The organism is Undibacterium sp. Rencai35W (assembly GCF_049340185.1).
Classification (GTDB): domain Bacteria; phylum Pseudomonadota; class Gammaproteobacteria; order Burkholderiales; family Burkholderiaceae_D; genus Undibacterium.
In genome coordinates, this window is record NZ_JBMPPC010000003.1 from 125,706 (window position 1) to 143,039 (window position 17,334).

Here is a 17,334-nt window from a genome sequence, read left to right on the forward strand (position 1 = left end):
TTAGTACAAAATATCGCTTACTGTTTTCCATAGGGCAACGTCAGCTCTTCCTCTTGTGTATTTCGACACACGCTTGTTAAGCGTAAGCGCTTACGCTTAACTCTCAAAAGGCAGCCAACATGACAAAAATAGTAAGAGTCAGTCCAGAAATGCAAAAATTTCTGGCTCCACCAGAGAGCGAAGACGCACCAAAAAACAGTTTTCATAACAGTGGATTCTGGACGTTCGGTGTTGTTCTCATGAGTAAGATGTCATTTAAGTTAAAAGCGCTGATGATTTGTCTGCTCTTTACCATACCTATGAGTTTTTTGGGATGGTCCTACTATACAACTACCTTTGAGAATATCGCTTTTTCTTCAAAAGAGCGCTTAGGCGTCGAGTACAACCGCCAGATTTTTCCTGTACTTAATTTGGCGCAGCAGTTCCGTAGAGATGCTGCTAACGCGGTAATTAGCGGTGTTGCGCCTCCAACTTTGGCTGAGGTTAAAGAAAAGCTTCAGGTAGCTCAACTGAAATTGGCTGAAACTGACAAGCGTCTGGGTAACGAGTTAGGCACTGCCAAAGCTTATGCCGCAGCACAAGAAGCTTTTGCTAAAGCAAATGCTGCCACGGGGGACACTAGTCTGGTGTTTAAGGCACACACTGCACACGTCCAGGCCTTACTCGATCTGATGTCGTCTGTAACAGACGCGTCGAATTTGACGTTGGATCCTGATATTGCCAGTTTTTATTTTATGGATGCTAGCTTGGTCAGAGCGCCAGACGTGATCGAAAATACAGCCAAATTGCGCGGCATTGGTATTCGCGTATTAAAATCCGGCGCCATCACTCCTGAGCAACAGCGTACTTTGAGCGAAATGATGGCGATTGCCGATTTTCAGGGAAGGAATATGAGTGATGGCCTGGATAAAGCTATCGCAAATGACAAAACCGTCGCAGCGACAATTAAAGCTAAAGAGACTTTGGCCAATATGACGAGTTTTTTTTCCTATGCCCGCAAAAATGTCATTGACACGGATGTCTATAATAGCCAGCTAGAAGAAGAATACCGGACATTAGCCAATAAAACGATTAATGACCAATATGCATTGACATCGCGTCTCTTGGATCAACTTGATGTATTGGTGGAGACTCGCGTTAAGGGCATGCAGTCTCATTTGTATGTGGTAACGTGTATTTTGATCGTTGGCGTATTACTGGCATTCTATTTTTTCTATACTTTTTATCTGGTGACTAGCGGCGGTCTTCGCTTAATCAGTCGACATTTGCAAGAAATGGCGGAAGGTGACTTACGCAAAGCACCATCCAAACCATTCGGCACGGATGAGTCAGCGCAAGTTATTGCTGATTTGCGCAATACTTATGATTCATTACATGAGCTGATCAGGACAGTGCGCCATTCTGCCCGTGCACTTCATGCTACCAGCGCTGAAATTTCTTCTGCCAGCTATGACTTATCTGCACGCACAGAGTCCGCAGCAGCCTCGCTTGAGGAGCAATCCGCATCCATGGAAGAAATTGGTACTACAGTCGAAAACACGGCGGAACGCGCGGAAATGGCGGCAAAGTTCGCGGCAGATAATGCTAGAGTTGCTGAGGCTGGCGGTCAGATCATTTCAACTGTCGTCCAGACCATGCAAGAGATTCATGCGTCATCATCAAAAATCAATGACATCATCGGCGTAATTAACGGAATTGCCTTCCAGACCAATATTTTGGCACTGAATGCGGCTGTTGAGGCCGCCAGAGCAGGCGAGGCGGGTAGAGGGTTTGCGGTAGTTGCCAGCGAAGTGCGCAATCTGGCGCAGCGCAGCGCGGCGGCGGCAACTGAAATTAAATCACTGATTTCTAATAGCGTTGATCAGATCACAGGCGGAACGAAGGTTGTCGAGCAAGCAGGTGTGACTATGGCGACCATGGTATTGAATGCGAAGCAGATTAACGAGTATCTTAGTGAAATTTCTCAATCTGCCACTGAGCAGGCGGATGGTGTATCCCAAGTAGGGATGGCAATCAATTCTCTTGATCAAGATACTCAGCAGAATGCTGCGTTAGTCGAGGAAACAACTGCTGCATCGGGAGCGTTGACGCAACAGGCTGAAACTTTACAACAAGAGATCGCCAAGTTCAGAGTGGCCTAGATACAAAGTAATGATGTTGGAATAAAAGTATCTAAAGCGATCCTTAGATACTTTTATGCAATAAGAACCAGGCAGCGTGTTGCCTAGTTTTTTACACAACATGTTATTTCAATTTGGTTGCAATTAATCCACGTACACTAACTAGCTCTAGTGATAGTGATCGGTTTGATTTTGGATTCCAACGGTTTGCCTTTGCGTGCACGTTTGCCTATATGGATACCTAGCGCATTGGCACTCAATACGACTTCCTGAGGTTTGGCTGCGCGACCGGTGCCTGAAACTTTGACCCCTTTTTGACTAATCGCCTGTGCTGCCAGCAGCTTCTCTTTTGGTTCAAGCTCCATCAGGATGACGCCACGACCACCGCTTGCGAGCTGCTTGATTTCAGCCAGGCCAAATACCAGCAGGCGACCTTTTTCTGATAAACAGGCAATCGCACTGGTGTCGTCTGCCACTAAGGTCGGCAGCAATGGCTCATCGCCTTCATCCAGCGTCATGAAGGCTTTACCAGCCTTCATGCGTCCAACCATGTCACCTGCTTTTGCGGTAAAGCCATAACCAGCGCTGGAGGCCAGTAACAGCGTGGATTCCGCCGTGCCAGCGAAGTAATGCAGAATTTTTGTACCGCTCGCAAGATCGATCAGGGTGGTGATTGGCACACCATCGCCGCGTGCGCCGGGTAATGCGGCGACCGGGACGGAATACACGCGACCGTTTGAGCCGAACATCAGCAACTGATCGATGGTGCGACATTCAAAGGTGTTATGCAAACTATCACCTGCTTTGAAGGCGAATTGTGCGGCATCATGGCCATGTCCGGTTCTTGCGCGAACCCAGCCTTTATCCGAGATGACGACGGTGACTGGCTCATCAATCACTTTTTGTTCTATCGAAGCACGTGCCGCTTCCTCGATCAGGGTGCGGCGCGCGTCACCATATTGCTTGGTATCGGCTTCGATTTCTTTGATGATGCATTTTTTCATCGACGCCGGGTTGTCTAACAGATCTTGCAAACTGGTTTTTTCCAGACGCAATTCTTCTAGCTGCTGCTGAATCTTGATTGCCTCTAAACGAGCGAGCTGGCGCAGACGAATTTCCAGAATATCTTCTGCCTGGATATCGGACAATCGGAAGGCATCCATCAATGCCGGTTTTGGTTCATCCGATTCACGGATGATCTTGATCACCTTGTCGATATTCAGCAGTACGGCTTCGCGGCCTTCCAGAATATGAATACGGTCATCTACTTTTTTTAGCTTGAATTGCGTACGACGGGTTACCGTTGTAAAGCGGAAGGTGATCCATTCTTTGAGAATGTCGAGCAAGCCTTTTTGACGCGGACGGCCATCGCCACCAATCATCACGAGATTGATTGAGGTCGAGGTTTCCAGCGAGGTATGCGCCAGCAGCATCTGCATGAATTCGGCCTGATCCTGATTTTTGGATTTTGGCTCTAATACCAGTCGCACTGCGGCTTCGCGGCCGGATTCGTCGCGTACTGCGTCGAGTACGGATAGCACGACTTGTTTCAGTGAGGCCTGCTCCGGCGTTAATGTTTTTTTGCCCAATTTGATTTTGGGATTGGTGATCTCTTCGATTTCTTCGAGAATCTTTTGTGAGGATACGCCGTGTGGTAATTCTGTAATGACGGCTTGCCATTGACCGCGGGCGAGTTCTTCGATCTTCCAGCGGGCACGTACTTTCATACTGCCACGACCAGCGGCATAGATATCGGCAATCGCGGCAGCAGGCGTAATGATTTGTCCACCACCAGGGAAGTCTGGTCCCGGAATCATGCTCATCAATTCTGCATGTTGCATGTGTGGATTACGGATTAGCGCAACGGCTGCTTTGGCGACTTCGCTCAGGTTGTGCGACGGTATTTCTGTCGCCATACCGACGGCAATCCCTGATGCACCATTCAGTAAGACGAAGGGCAAGCGACCGGGCAGTAAACTCGGCTCTTCAAAAGAGCCATCGTAGTTAGGCTGAAAATCGACGGTGCCGAGATCAATTTCATCAAGCAGCAAACGTGAGATCGGCGTCAGACGTGCCTCGGTATATCGCATCGCCGCGGCACCATCACCGTCCCGTGAACCGAAGTTACCCTGACCGTCGATGAGCGGATAACGCAGCGAAAAGTCCTGCGCCATCCTGACCATCGCATCGTAGACGGACTGGTCGCCATGCGGATGTAATTTACCCAGAACGTCACCAACGACCGTCGCCGATTTACGCGGTTTGGCGGTGGAGCTCAGGCCGAGTTCGTTCATGGAAAACAGAATGCGGCGTTGTACCGGTTTCTGACCGTCGCAGACATCCGGCAAGGCACGACCCTTGACGACGGAGATCGCGTAATCCAAATAGGCACGCTCTGCAAAACTTGCCAGCGTCAGGGTTTCGCCAACATCGCCGCCGTTACCACCGTTATCGTCATCAGGTGCCTGATCAAATAAATTTGCTTGTTCGCTCATAGTACTTTGTTGTGTTCATTATTTTAATTTCTGAAACAGATCCCGCAATATTCATGCGGGTTTTCAGCCATTTTCGCCTTGAGAGGCTCTAAATCATTGGGCGTTCCATTTATTTTTTTACGTGAACGTCAAATATCTGCTTCTACCTCATTGCCGTGCTCTTCCAGCCAAGCGCGGCGGGCAGCTGCTTCGCCTTTTCCCATCAGCATATTGAAACGTGCTTCAGAAAAAGCTTGGTCGAATTCGCCTAGCGCAACCGGTAGCAGGCGACGGGTATCCGGGTTCATGGTGGTTTCCCATAATTGTTCTGCGTTCATTTCGCCGAGACCTTTAAAGCGAGAAATCGACCAGGCACCATCTTTCACACCGTCTTTACGCAGCTTGTCTTCAATCGCAATTAATTCGCCTGCATCGAGTGCATATATCTTCTGAATAGGCTTTTTGCCGCGCGCCGGTGCATCGACACGGAACAGGGGAGGGCGAGCAATGCAGACGTGACCGCGTGCTATCAATTTCGGGAAGTGTCTGAAGAATAGTGTCAGCAGCAATACCTGAATATGTGAGCCATCAACGTCCGCATCGGACAGAATGCAAATCTTGCCATAACGCAGATTCGATAGGTCGGGATTGTCGTTGGGGCCGTGCGGATCAACACCGACAGCGACCGCAATATCATGAATCTCATTATTGGCAAACAGACGATCGCGCTCGGATTCCCAGGAGTTCAGCACCTTGCCGCGCAGAGGCAAAATTGCCTGGAATTCTTTGTCGCGGCCCATTTTTGCCGAACCGCCAGCAGAGTCACCTTCGACCAGAAACAGTTCATTGCGGGTGATGTCGTTTGATTCGCAATCGGTCAGTTTGCCGGGTAGCACGGCAACGCCGGAAGATTTTTTCTTTTCAACTTTTTGTGCTGAACGCAGGCGCGACTGCGCTTGCTTGATGACGAGTTCAGCAAGTTTTTTACCGAGATCGACATGTGAATTTAGCCACAGTTCTAGCGGTGGTTTGGTAAATGAGGACACCAGACGCACGGCGTCACGTGAGTTCAGGCGCTCTTTGATCTGGCCTTGAAATTGCGGGTCGAGTACCTTTGCAGACAGCACGAAAGAGACGCGGGCAAATACGTCTTCAGGCAATAGTTTCACGCCTTTCGGTAACAGTGAGTGCATTTCAGCAAAGCTTTTCACCGCACCGAATAAGCCTTCGCGTAACCCGGATTCGTGGGTGCCGCCAGCCGGTGTCGGGATCAGATTTACGTAGGATTCGCGTACCGGTGCGCCTTCTTCTGTCCATGCGACGACCCAGGATGCGCCTTCGCCTTCGGCAAATCCGTCAGCGTCTTTGCCTGCAAATTGTTCGCCCTCAAATAAAGGGATTAACGGTTCTGCGTGCGAGGATTGCGTTAAGGCTTCGGTCAGGTAGCCGCGCAGACCCTGATCGTATTGCCAGGTCTGCGTGTCACCGGTCTTGGTATTGATCAGGGTGACTTTGACGCCTGGCAGTAATACTGCCTTTGAGCGCAGCAAACGCTGCAATTCTGTTTGCGAGATATTCGGTGAGTCAAAATATTTGGCATCAGGCCAGATCGAGACACGGGTACCGCTTTTTTTGTCGCCACGACCAATAGGCTCGGATGTCAGCGGTTCTATCACATCGCCATGGGCAAAAGTCAGTTTATGCAAGCCCGCTTCGCGCCAGACCGTGATCTCTAACCGGGTGGAGAGCGCATTGGTGACAGAAACACCGACGCCGTGCAGGCCGCCGGAGAACGCATATGCGCCGCCACTGCCTTTGTCGAACTTGCCGCCAGCATGCAGACGGGTAAAGACGATTTCTACCGTCGGCACCTGTTCTTCGGGGTGTAAGCCGACAGGAATGCCGCGACCGTCGTCTTCGACCGTCACACTGTTGTCAGCGTTGAGTGTTACAACGATGTTTTTACAATGGCCACCCAGTGCTTCATCCGACGCATTGTCGATCACCTCCTGAATGATGTGCAAAGGGTTTTCAGTACGGGTGTACATGCCGGGTCTTTGTTTGACCGGTTCCAGTCCTTTAAGGACACGGATGGATGATTCGCTGTAGTCGGAAGGTGTGGTGTTTTTCTTAGTGGCCATGCAATAAATACGTTTGAGTTGTGGCTTGTGTTGAAAATTAGGTACTATTTCGCAAAATTTACAGGTGTTTGTAAGATTTCACTGTATTCTGGCAATCATTTTTTTGAACAACAGATGCAAGATACTGCTGTAAAGCTACTTCCCCTGATTGTTCATTTGCGGCTATTGTAGCTGCAATGTGTTGATGGATAAACGATGTCACAAAAATCTCCTACGATCGCTATTCGACTGATTGGATTTTTACCCAAAGAAGAAGATACTTTTTCCAGTGTTCTTGCGGTTCTGCGCGAGAAGGGGTATCGCTATCTGTGCCTCAAGGACGGCAGCCTGCAAGATCCCGATCTGTTTATCGTGAATGCCGAGGATATCAAGGCACTGGCGACCTTGTCGGATATTAATCCGGGCAACGCTCAGCCAGTCTTGCTGATTGGCAAGACTAAAGTGAGCTTGCCGTATGCCGTCATGCCTCGCCCTATCCGTTGGCGCAAATTATTTGATGTTCTCGATGAGCTGGTCGACGAGCGTCAGTTGTTGCTGACGACCCTGAGCGCCTATGGTGAGGTCGCCGTTCCTGAGCGCCGTCGCCGCGAGCGTCTTGATTTCGATCTGACCGATCCCGAGGTGTATAAAAAAATGCGCAGTACCGCCCCTCCTAAGGGCGGGATCCTGATCATCGACAAGGACATGCGTTTTCGCGATTATGTCGCTGGCATCATGGATCGTTATCGGATACCTGTCGGTATGACCAATGATGCTGAGAATGCGCTGGCGCTGGATGCAGAGTATAAATATGCGATGACGATGATTAATACGTCAACGCCGGATATTGATCCTTATGGCTTGTGCCGCTCGCTCAAGGAGCAGAATCATGACCGCAGAACCAGCGTCATTTTCCTGATCGATAAGACTTATGTTTACAACCAGGATTTTGCGCTCAGCGTGAATTGCGACGGTTTTTTAAATAAACCCTTATCTCGCACACTGGTCTTATCAACGATCAAAAAATTTCTGCGCCTGATGTAGGCTCCCTTAGCACTCAGACGGAGTTATTTATCATGCCAGTGCGCTTATTTACTCAATAAGCGCATACCTCTTTCCAAGCCCTCTATCGTGACCGGGAACATGCGGTTGTTCATTAGTTGCTTGATGATCGACACGGATTGACGGTATTGCCATAAGCCTTCCGGTTCTGGATTCAGCCAGATAAATTTAGGAAAGGTCGAGGTAAAACGTTGCAGCCACTGGGCACCGGCTTCGTCATTATTGTATTCAACCGAGCCGCCAGCCTGCAAAATCTCATACGGACTCATCGTCGCATCGCCGACGAAGATGACTTTGGTATCGGGTGTGTATTTGCGTAATACATCCCAGGTCGGGAATTTTTCTGCATTGCGACGGCGGTTGTTTTTCCATAGATAGTCATACACGCAGTTATGGAAATAAAAGAATTCCATATTCTTGAATTCGGTTTTCGCTGCGGAAAATAATTCTTCAGTACGTGCGATATGATCGTCCATCGTGCCACCGACATCCAACAACATCAGCACCTTGATGTTATTTTTGCGTTCGGGCTGCATTTTGATGTCGAGATAGCCGGCATTATTGGCCGTCGCTTTAATTGTGGCATCCAGTGCCAGTTCATCTTCGGCACCGTGACGGGCAAACTTACGCAGACGACGTAGGGCAACTTTGATATTGCGGGTGCCGAGTTCCCGTTCATCGTCATAATCGCGGAAGGTACGGGCCTCCCAGACCTTGACTGCCGTGCGATTGCCACCTTTCCCGCCGATGCGTATACCTTCTGGATTCTGACCGCCATTGCCAAAGGGCGATGTGCCGCCAGTGCCTATCCATTTGCTGCCGCCTTCGTGACGTTCTTTTTGCTCCTTGAGCAGTTCTTGCAACCGGTCCATCAGTTTGTCGTAGCCAAATTTTTCCAACGCAGCTCTCTGCTCATCGCTGAGTTCGCGCTCCATGCGCTTGGTCAGCCATTCCAGCGGAATTTCCGGATGCTTCTCAAAGATAGTATCGATACCCTTGAAGTAGAGACCAAAAGCTCTGTCGAATTTGTCGTAGTGCGTTTCGTCCTTGACCATAATCGTACGTGAGAGAAAGTAGAAGTCATCCATGGACATGCTGATCAAGCCTTCGTCCAGAGCTTCTAGTAGCATTAGAAATTCCTTGATCGAGACAGGAATTTTTGCATCTTTCAGCGTATAAAAAAAATCGATCAGCACGGCTTGCTCCTGCAAATAAGTTTATTGTCAGCGGTTTACTTCGCTTGGTATTTGTCGCGCATGTACTGCAAATTCTGTTTTACACCTGGCCACTCGTTTTCAATGATGCTGTACACCACCGTATCTCTGACCCGCCCGTCTGGCAAAATCATATGATTACGTAAAACAGCGTCGCGCTTTGCCCCTAGGCGCTCAATTGCCGCTTGCGAGCGATGATTGAACCAGTCAGTACGGAATTCTACGGCGATGCAGCCAAATTGTTCGAAGGCATGCGTTAGTAATAGCAGTTTGCACTCGGTATTAATTGCGCTGCGCTGTACACGTTGTGCGTACCAGGTATAGCCGATTTCCAAGCGTTTATTATTATGATCGATATTGCAGTAGCGCGTGGAGCCGACAATCTGACCCGTCGCTTTTTCTCGGATTGCAAACGGAATAGCTTTGGTTTGTTCCTGCATTTCCAAGGCGATATTCAACCAATTCTGTGCATTGTCAGGGTGAGGAACTGAGGTGAAAAAGAGCTTCCATAATTCGCCATCGGCGGCAGCCATCTGAATTTCCGGCAAGTGCTGCTGGGACAAGGGTTCCAGGCTAACGTGATGGCCTTGCAGGGTGAATGAACTGGGTTGCATATAGAGTAAGTCCTTGATGGTGAAAGCGGCCTTGAATAACAGCTTCTAGTGTTCCGATATTTTTGGCATGGGAACAGATACAATTCCTGATTATGATGACGAATACAACAAATTCACTATATTTTTGCTAGCTGGAAATGATTTTAGCAAATTGACATAATCGTTTTGTACAATACTTGCTAACTAAAAAAAAAGCAGTTATACTGCAAAGCTGTACAGAATTATGCGGCGTGGCAATCTTGTGAGGTCACTTTGAACCCGTCGCTCTTGACCACGTTTAGGAAATCTCATGGCAAATACCGCACAAGCACGCAAGCGTGCTCGTCAAGCAGTAAAACAAAATGCACACAACTCCAGCCAGCGTTCAACGCTGCGTACAGCAATCAAAGCTGTTCGCAAAGCGATTGAAGCAGGTGATAAAGCTGCTGCTGCAACAATCTTTCAATCATCAGTTTCAACGATTGACCGCATTGCTGACAAAAACATCATTCACAAAAACAAAGCAGCACGTCATAAAAGCCGTCTGGCTTCCGCTTTGAAAGCTTTAGCTTAATTATTTAAGTTTTTTGTGATCTGATGAAGATCACAATTAAAAAGCAGTGAATAAAAAACCGCAATCATGTATTGCGGTTTTTGTTTTTCTATTCCAGATTATGAATGTTTAATACATTTAATACATGGAATACTCAATACGTGGCGTTTGTGAACAGATTGGCGGACTCACCGCCATATCGTGTTATTGCAAAGGTAATCCGTCTATTTTGGTGCCTGGCTTTACGTTTTTCTGTTTAAACCATCCCTGATTCATTTCCAGTGCGTAGCGTACGGTCTTTTTTGCGCAATGCGAATCAGTTGTTTCTGGTTGCATGTCCTCGATATTCACTATTTTGCCTTCGCTATCAATAAAGGCAACGGAAAGCGGTATCAAGGTGTTTTTCATCCACATGCAGACGCCTGCCGGAGCGCCAAAATCAAATACCATCCCTTCGCTTGCACCCATCCGGGTTCTATTCATCAAGCCTTGCTGGCGATCTGCGTCGGTTGCAGCGACTTCTGCCTGAATCACATTAATGCCAATCGATAATTGTTTAATCGGGAGTCTGGTTTGTGCACTAGCGTAAGCGCTAGTCAAGGAGAGTAAGGTAAGAACAGTAAATTTGCGCAGGCTGGAGATTGTCATAAAAGTGTCAAAACACGAATAGAGTATGAGGAATAGTGAGCCGAACTTCTGGTGTCTTACAGAGCAAGTAAGGAAGTGGCTATGTTTTTGAAAGTGTTAGTGTACTACGCAGACAGATATTCTTTTTTTGCAGATACACTTTAGAAACAAAAAAAGGCAGGAAATCCTGCCTTTTTGAGAGCTGTAAATATTATTTAGACGTAGAGGCTTCGCCGGAGGCCATTGCACTGCCGCTAGCTTTTTTATGCTTCTTATGTTTTTTTGCTGGTTTGGCAGAGGCGTCACCCGATGCGGCTGCAGATGCAGCTGGCGCAGACGCTTTAGCAGAAGGAGCTGGTGCTTGAGCAAAAGCAGCAGAAGCAAACAGACCAGCAACGAGAGCGGCGATCAATTTTTTCATTTTGTACATCCTTCAATATTTTAGTTTGGGGTAGCGATTCAATCGAATCATGGTGAACAACGCAGTGTTCCAGGGCAAGGTTGACAGATATTTTTAATTTGTCCAGAAATACTCAAAATTATTTACCGTATTTGTCTTGTTTTAGTGCATTTGGATCTACTTTGATCCATGAGCCGGGCATTAGCGGGTGATTTTCCAGAGAAAAACCGCCTATGGCACTGCGTACTAATCTCAGTGTGGGCAAACCTACCGCAGCAGTCATGCGCCTGACCTGGCGGTTTTTGCCTTCGGTTAAGCTGATACATAACCAGCTGGTTGGAATATCTTCCCTATGGCGTATTGGCGGGTTTCTGTCCCAGATCCATTCCGGTGGATAAATATGCTTCACCTCACATGGCTTAGTAATAAAGTCGCCCAGATCTAGCGGGTTGCGCAATCTCTCCAAAGCGGCGGCATCCGGTTTGCCCTCGACCTGAACTAAATAGGTTTTAGCCTGTTTCAGATCTGGATGGCTGATCGCGTGCTGCAATTTACCGTCGTCCGTCAATAATACAAGTCCTTCACTATCCGCATCGAGGCGACCCGCGGGGTAAACCCCTGGCACATCCACATAGTCAGCCAGTGTCTGGCGAGAGGGATGCGCAGAAAATTGGCACATCACGTTATAAGGTTTGTTGAGTAATATCAAATTCATGGCGCTATGATAATCTGCGTTGTCCGGAAGGTGTAGATCCCGGTACTGTAAAGTTATGGCATCTAGTAAAATACTAGTGCATAATACGAAATGGTAGTCTTGTGTCTTATATAAGAGTAAATTTACCTGCATTTATATAGAGGCAGACAAGACTTGTTATGAGCGAAGCGCGACCCGCTAAATCGCCCAAATCTACGGAGAAAAAGATGTATCAACATATTAAAGTTCCCGCTGAAGGTAAACAAATTACCGTCAATGCTGATTTCTCATTGAACGTTCCAGACAATCCAATCATCCCTTTCATCGAAGGCGATGGCACCGGCGTTGATATCAGCCCAGTTATGATCAAAGTGGTGGATGCAGCCGTAGCTAAAGCATACGGCGGCAAGCGCAAAATCAGCTGGATGGAAATCTATGCTGGCGAAAAATCGACCAAAGTATACGGCCCAGACGTCTGGTTGCCGGAAGAAACGCTGAAAGTCCTGAAAGACTACGTCGTTTCCATCAAAGGCCCATTGACGACACCAGTCGGTGGCGGTATCCGCTCCCTGAACGTCGCTTTGCGCCAAGAGCTGGATCTGTATGTCTGCTTGCGTCCGGTACGTTACTTCAAAGGCGTCCCTTCACCAGTGCGTGAGCCAGAAAAAACTGACATGGTCATCTTCCGTGAAAACTCAGAAGACATCTATGCCGGTATCGAATTCGCAGAAGGCTCTGATCAAGTCAAAAAACTGATCAAGTTCTTGCAAGATGAAATGGGCGTGAAAAAAATCCGTTTCCCTGATACTTCCGGTATCGGTGTGAAACCAGTATCTCGTCAAGGTACAGAGCGTCTGGTACGTAAAGCAATCCAGTACGCAATCGACAATGACAAGCCATCCGTGACCATCGTTCACAAAGGTAACATCATGAAGTACACCGAAGGTGGCTTCCGTGACTGGGCTTATGCATTGGCCCAAAAAGAATTCGGCGCAGAATTGATCGATGGCGGTCCATGGTGCAAATTCAAAAATCCAAAAACAGGTAAAGAAATCACTGTTAAGGATTCCATCGCTGATGCTTTCTTGCAGCAAATCCTGTTGCGTCCAAATGAGTACAGCGTCATTGCGACACTGAACCTGAACGGCGATTACATCTCCGACGCGCTGGCAGCACAAGTTGGTGGTATCGGCATTGCTCCAGGTGCTAACTTATCCGATTCTATTGCCATGTTCGAAGCAACTCATGGAACAGCACCGAAGTACGCTGGTAAAGATTATGTGAACCCAGGTTCATTGATCTTGTCCGCTGAAATGATGTTGCGTCACATGGGTTGGTTGGAAGCCGCTGATCTGCTGATCAGCGCGACAGAAAAAGCAATCACGGTCAAGAAAGTGACTTACGATTTCGCCCGTCTGATGGAAGGTGCTACACAAGTATCTTGTTCAGGTTTTGGTGATGTCATGATCGAAAACATGTAATAGCAGCGTCTTTGCTTGTTTAGCAAAAAAGCCGGTTCACTGATGTTGAACCGGCTTTTTATTTGTGCAACTGACGTAATTAACGTAACCGACGTAATGATTACCGACAGAATGATGCCAGTTAATTTACTAAATTAATCTGCATGGCACGCGTCGCTCGAAAAAACGTAAAGCGACATCTTCAATCCAAGCTGCAAATGGCTATGTTCAGCCACACAACTTACCAATCACAGCACGGTCTGATTCAGCGCGAAGCGTATTAAATCTGCCTGTCCTTCAATATGCAATTTACGTTTGATATTTAGCCGATGCGTTTCTACTGTGCGAACGCTCAGGCCGAGCTCGCGTGCAATATGCTTATTCGACTTACCGGTCGCAATACTTTTTAAAATACATTGCTCTCTTTGCGTCAGAGTTTGCAAGGGACTTGCCGCTGTTGCCTGATTTTGCAGTCCTGAACTGAAATAATTTTTACCGGACATGACGCTTTCAATCGCGGTAATAATCTCTTCTGCTGGCGCTCCTTTCAGTACATAGCCTTTTGCTCCGGCCTGGATGGACTGAGATACGTATTCTGCCTTTTCGTGCATCGATAACATAATGACTGAAATACTCGGATATTCCTTGGCAAAGCGTGAGGTCAGTGTGATGCCGTTCACATTCCCCAAGTTAATATCCATCAGAATCAAATCAATTTTTAGTTTTGCGGCAAGACTAAGCGCATCCTCTGCATTGCCCGCTTCGCCTACGATATGAAAATGGGAAATAGTTTCCAAACGTGCTTTGAGTCCATCCCGGACTAAAGGATGATCGTCGACTAGTAATAAATTAATGACGCGAGGCACCGTTGTTTGCTGCATATTCATTACATACTCCTTGGAATCAGGGCGCTGACCCGGGTGCCGCTGGCATCCGAATGCAGGGCTAGTTGACCATTCACGGTGGCGAGACGTTCGCGCATATTGCTCAGGCCAATACCATGTTTCGGGTGGCTGGCGATACCGGGTACGTCAAATCCGCCACCGTTGTCGCTAATGATGAGATTCACCATGCGCTGATCACCCGATAAGTCGATATCGACTTGCGAGGCATTGCGTGCATGTTTGTGAATATTGGTTAAGGCTTCCTGAGCGATACGGAACAGTACCGTGTTGCTGACATCATGGAGGCCGCTAATGTCTCCTGTGATTTGCAGCCGTACAGGTAAGCCGGTGTCTTCCATGAACTCTTCCGCGAGGTGCTCGAACGCGACCGCCAGTCCCAGATCGTCTAGCATGGCAGGGCGTAAATCATGGGAAATCCGTCGTACCTCTCCCAATGTTTCATTTAATTGTGAGGTGGCACGAGTGAAGGACACACGGGCTGATTCTGTCTCTGTTTTAGGCAAGCCTAATTTGGCGATGCCAGATTCGATTTGCAGTTTGATCGAGACCAGTAACTGACTGATTCCGTCATGCAGATCGCGTGACAGGCGCGCGCGTTCATCTTCTTGTGAGCGCACAACGCTTTGTGCCAGGGCTTTTAGCTTGGCCTCCGCTACGCGTGATTCGCTGATATTTAATACCAGGCCAGAGACCGCAATCAATAAGGCGCTGATCACCGCGATACTGGTAATCCAGAACATCGTACTCTGGCTGTTCTTGGTATTCTGGGCATCGATTTTATTCAATGCATTATCGACGTCATCAAGATAAATGCCGGTGCCCAGCATCCAGCCCCAGCGATCCAGCGCAACGACATACCCTAGCTTAGGTGCCACCTTATGCGTCGATGGTTTTTCCCATAAATAGCGTACGGCACCGCCGCCTTCTTTCGCCTTCGCAATGAGTCTGCGAATGGTGAAATTGCCTTCGGGATCGGTCAAATTCCAGAGATCTTTACCGACCAGATCGCTTTGCCGCGGATGCATCAGATTTTTGCCCTGCATGTCATACAGATAGAAATAGCCATCATCGCCGAAATCGAGCTTGGCTAAAATGGCTTTAGCTTCTTCTTGTGTTGCTGCATTTTGTAAGGGGGCGTTATACAGATGAGAAATTGCCGCCACGCCTAGGTTCACATAATGCTTCAGTTCAGTTTCTTTGCTTGCCAGATAGGCTTGCTCGACCGTATTGCGCTGCTGTTGCGCAAGCAGGCTGGTCTGATAAAAAACCGCAAGTGCAATCGCCGCAAACGATAACAGCAGCGGGATGATCGCAAACATGATGATTTTATAGCGCAGCTTCATGTGGCTAGTGCGTGTTTCTGTATGAGTAGGGTGAAAGTCAGAGCGGTTATTAAAAAATGAAAAAGCCTCGTGACGGACGAGGCTTTCTTTTCTTGCTTGTATCGCTTTACGTCAGGTATTCCATTATTCGGTTGGTGGCACGTAGCCGGAGGCTGCATCTGCACCATCGCCAAAGAAATGTTTTTCCATTTGCGTTGCCAAATATTTACGGGCACGTGTATCCGCCAGATTCAGGCGATTTTCGTTGACCAGCATCGTCTGGTGTTTCAGCCAGCCTGCCCAGGCTTCTTTGGACACGCTCTCATAAATTCTCTTGCCGAGTTCACCCGGATACGGAGGAAAATCTAAACCTTCAGCTTCTTTATCTAACTTAATGCAGTGGACCGTACGGGCCATGGTAAAACTCCTATCAATCTTTGAAATAACGTCCCAGATTATAACTGCTTAATCAAGACCAGCGATTTACGCTGCCAGTTGTACATTTTTTGCCGGTCTTTTGGCAGATCATCGACAGATGCCTTGACGAAGCCGCGTTTCAGAAACCAGTGCTCAGTACGGGTCGTCAACACAAACAGCGAATGATAGCCCGCGCGCCGTGCACGTTTTTCCATATGCTTGAGAATGCGCTCACCATCTCCCTGGCTCTGTACATCAGGATTGACGGTCAGACAGGCCATCTCAGCCATTTTTTCAAACGGGAAAGGGTACAGCGCCGCGCAGCCAAAGATCACCCCATCATGCTCAATGACGGAGAAATAGTTGATCTCGCGCTCAATCAGTTCACGGCCGCGCTTGACCAGCGTACCATCGGCTTCCAGCGGCTCGATCAGTTTAATAATACCGCCGACGTCCTCAATCGTTGCCTCGCGCAGGCTTTCGAGGTTTTCGTGGCTGACCATGGTGCCGACGCCATCATGGGTAAATAATTCCAGCAGCGCTGAGCCATCCATTTGGTATGGCACGATATGCACACGAGGCACACCAGCGCGTGACGCCTTGATCGCGTGTTCGAGGTAAAAAGCCGAATCCGGTGGCAGATAATTTGCCTTGATCTCTTGCTCCGCCTGAACCGAGGACAACTCGCGTATTTCATCATTATCCTGATCCACCATCATCGGTGTCTCGCTGATGAAAATCAATTTATCGGCGCGTAATGAGGTTGCCGTAGCGACCGCCACGTCCTCCATCGTCAGATTGAACGCTTCACCCGTTGGTGAGAAACCCAGCGGCCCCAGCAAGACCAGGCTGCCAGCGCTCAGGATCGCATGAATCGTTTCATAGGCGACCTTGCGTGCAATGCCTGTCAGGCCAAAATCTACGCCATTCACAATACCGATTGGCTTTGCAGTCACAAAATTGCCTGAAATAATCCTGATCGCCGAATGCGCCATGGGCGTGTTCGGCAAGCCCTGGCTAAATGCAGCCTCAATATCGAGCCGTAATTCGCCGGCGGCCTCCTTTGAGCATTCGAGCGCTGCCGTATCCGTAATCCTGACGCCATTGTGAAAACTACCCTCGACATTGCGCAAAGCCAGTTGTTCTGCGACCTGCGGGCGTGAGCCGTGCACGATCACAATCTTGATGCCCAGAGCATGTAACAGCGACAGATCTTGCGCCAGCACCGGCAAGGCACCAGCCATCACCAGTTCGCCGGGAAAGGCCACCACGAAGGTTTTACCGCGGAAGGCGTGAATGTACGGCGCGACCGAGCGCAGCCATTGAACGAATTGAACAGGATTTTCCATGGGCAGATTATAATGCGCTCCGCT

General features: G+C 48.5%; 15 protein-coding genes. 4 read left to right on the forward strand and 11 right to left on the reverse strand.

What is annotated here, in order from left to right:
• Nucleotides 1–119: 119 nt before the first annotated feature.
• Entirely contained in the window at nt 120–2,141 is a 2,022-nt protein-coding gene (locus ACO0K3_RS07585; RefSeq protein WP_422983368.1) for a methyl-accepting chemotaxis protein, read from the forward strand.
• Nucleotides 2,142–2,278: 137 nt separating this feature from the next.
• On the opposite strand, the gene parC is transcribed toward ACO0K3_RS07585, so the two are convergent.
• Together parC and ACO0K3_RS07595 are read right to left on the reverse strand one after the other, a co-directional pair.
• Nucleotides 2,279–4,615 (reverse strand): DNA topoisomerase IV subunit A, encoded by a 2,337-nt coding sequence (parC, locus tag ACO0K3_RS07590; RefSeq protein WP_422983370.1) that lies wholly within the window; start codon nt 4,613–4,615, stop codon nt 2,279–2,281.
• 128 nt (nt 4,616–4,743) lie between these two features.
• Entirely contained in the window at nt 4,744–6,735 is a 1,992-nt protein-coding gene (locus ACO0K3_RS07595; protein ID WP_422983372.1) for a DNA topoisomerase IV subunit B, read from the reverse strand.
• Nucleotides 6,736–6,930: 195 nt separating this feature from the next.
• Here ACO0K3_RS07595 and ACO0K3_RS07600 point away from each other — a divergent pair, with 195 nt between their 5' ends.
• Nucleotides 6,931–7,758: a response regulator gene (locus tag ACO0K3_RS07600; protein ID WP_422956169.1), complete on the forward strand. Its 828-nt coding sequence runs from the start codon at nt 6,931–6,933 to the stop codon at nt 7,756–7,758.
• Between the two features lie 44 nt (nt 7,759–7,802).
• On the opposite strand, the gene ACO0K3_RS07605 is transcribed toward ACO0K3_RS07600, so the two are convergent.
• Both ACO0K3_RS07605 and ACO0K3_RS07610 read right to left on the reverse strand, forming a co-directional pair.
• Nucleotides 7,803–8,972, reverse strand: coding sequence for a vWA domain-containing protein (locus ACO0K3_RS07605; protein ID WP_422983374.1), 1,170 nt, complete (start codon nt 8,970–8,972; stop codon nt 7,803–7,805).
• Nucleotides 8,973–9,007: 35 nt separating this feature from the next.
• Nucleotides 9,008–9,604: a GNAT family N-acetyltransferase gene (locus ACO0K3_RS07610; RefSeq protein WP_422983376.1), complete on the reverse strand. Its 597-nt coding sequence runs from the start codon at nt 9,602–9,604 to the stop codon at nt 9,008–9,010.
• Nucleotides 9,605–9,893: 289 nt separating this feature from the next.
• Here ACO0K3_RS07610 and rpsT point away from each other — a divergent pair, with 289 nt between their 5' ends.
• Nucleotides 9,894–10,157: a 30S ribosomal protein S20 gene (gene rpsT, locus ACO0K3_RS07615; RefSeq protein WP_262835777.1), complete on the forward strand. Its 264-nt coding sequence runs from the start codon at nt 9,894–9,896 to the stop codon at nt 10,155–10,157.
• A 183-nt stretch (nt 10,158–10,340) separates the two neighbouring features.
• On the opposite strand, the gene ACO0K3_RS07620 is transcribed toward rpsT, so the two are convergent.
• From ACO0K3_RS07620 to ACO0K3_RS07630, 3 genes are all read right to left on the reverse strand, one after another.
• A complete protein-coding gene (locus ACO0K3_RS07620; protein ID WP_422983378.1) occupies nt 10,341–10,784 on the reverse strand; it encodes a DUF192 domain-containing protein in 444 nt (147 codons plus the stop codon).
• Nucleotides 10,785–10,974: 190 nt separating this feature from the next.
• A complete protein-coding gene (locus ACO0K3_RS07625; protein ID WP_422959804.1) occupies nt 10,975–11,184 on the reverse strand; it encodes a hypothetical protein in 210 nt (69 codons plus the stop codon).
• 118 nt (nt 11,185–11,302) lie between these two features.
• Nucleotides 11,303–11,878 carry a pseudouridine synthase gene (locus tag ACO0K3_RS07630; RefSeq protein ID WP_422983380.1) on the reverse strand — a complete coding sequence of 192 codons (576 nt, stop codon included), beginning with the start codon at nt 11,876–11,878 and terminating at the stop codon, nt 11,303–11,305.
• A gap of 206 nt (nt 11,879–12,084) precedes the next feature.
• Between ACO0K3_RS07630 and icd the strand changes: the two genes are divergently transcribed.
• Nucleotides 12,085–13,338, forward strand: a complete 1,254-nt coding sequence (gene icd, locus ACO0K3_RS07635) for an NADP-dependent isocitrate dehydrogenase (RefSeq protein WP_262835780.1) — start codon at nt 12,085–12,087, stop codon at nt 13,336–13,338.
• A gap of 227 nt (nt 13,339–13,565) precedes the next feature.
• Here icd and ACO0K3_RS07640 read toward each other — a convergent pair whose 3' ends face one another.
• The 4 genes from ACO0K3_RS07640 to argA form a co-directional block, all read right to left on the reverse strand.
• Nucleotides 13,566–14,204, reverse strand: coding sequence for a response regulator transcription factor (locus ACO0K3_RS07640; RefSeq protein WP_422983382.1), 639 nt, complete (start codon nt 14,202–14,204; stop codon nt 13,566–13,568).
• Entirely contained in the window at nt 14,204–15,565 is a 1,362-nt protein-coding gene (locus ACO0K3_RS07645; protein ID WP_422983384.1) for a cache domain-containing protein, read from the reverse strand. The genes ACO0K3_RS07640 and ACO0K3_RS07645 overlap by 1 nt, the downstream gene beginning before the upstream one ends.
• A 123-nt stretch (nt 15,566–15,688) precedes the next feature.
• Nucleotides 15,689–15,961 carry an oxidative damage protection protein gene (locus ACO0K3_RS07650; protein WP_422956161.1) on the reverse strand — a complete coding sequence of 91 codons (273 nt, stop codon included), beginning with the start codon at nt 15,959–15,961 and terminating at the stop codon, nt 15,689–15,691.
• A gap of 38 nt (nt 15,962–15,999) precedes the next feature.
• A complete protein-coding gene (gene argA / locus ACO0K3_RS07655; protein ID WP_422959800.1) occupies nt 16,000–17,310 on the reverse strand; it encodes an amino-acid N-acetyltransferase in 1,311 nt (436 codons plus the stop codon).
• Nucleotides 17,311–17,334: the final 24 nt, after the last annotated feature.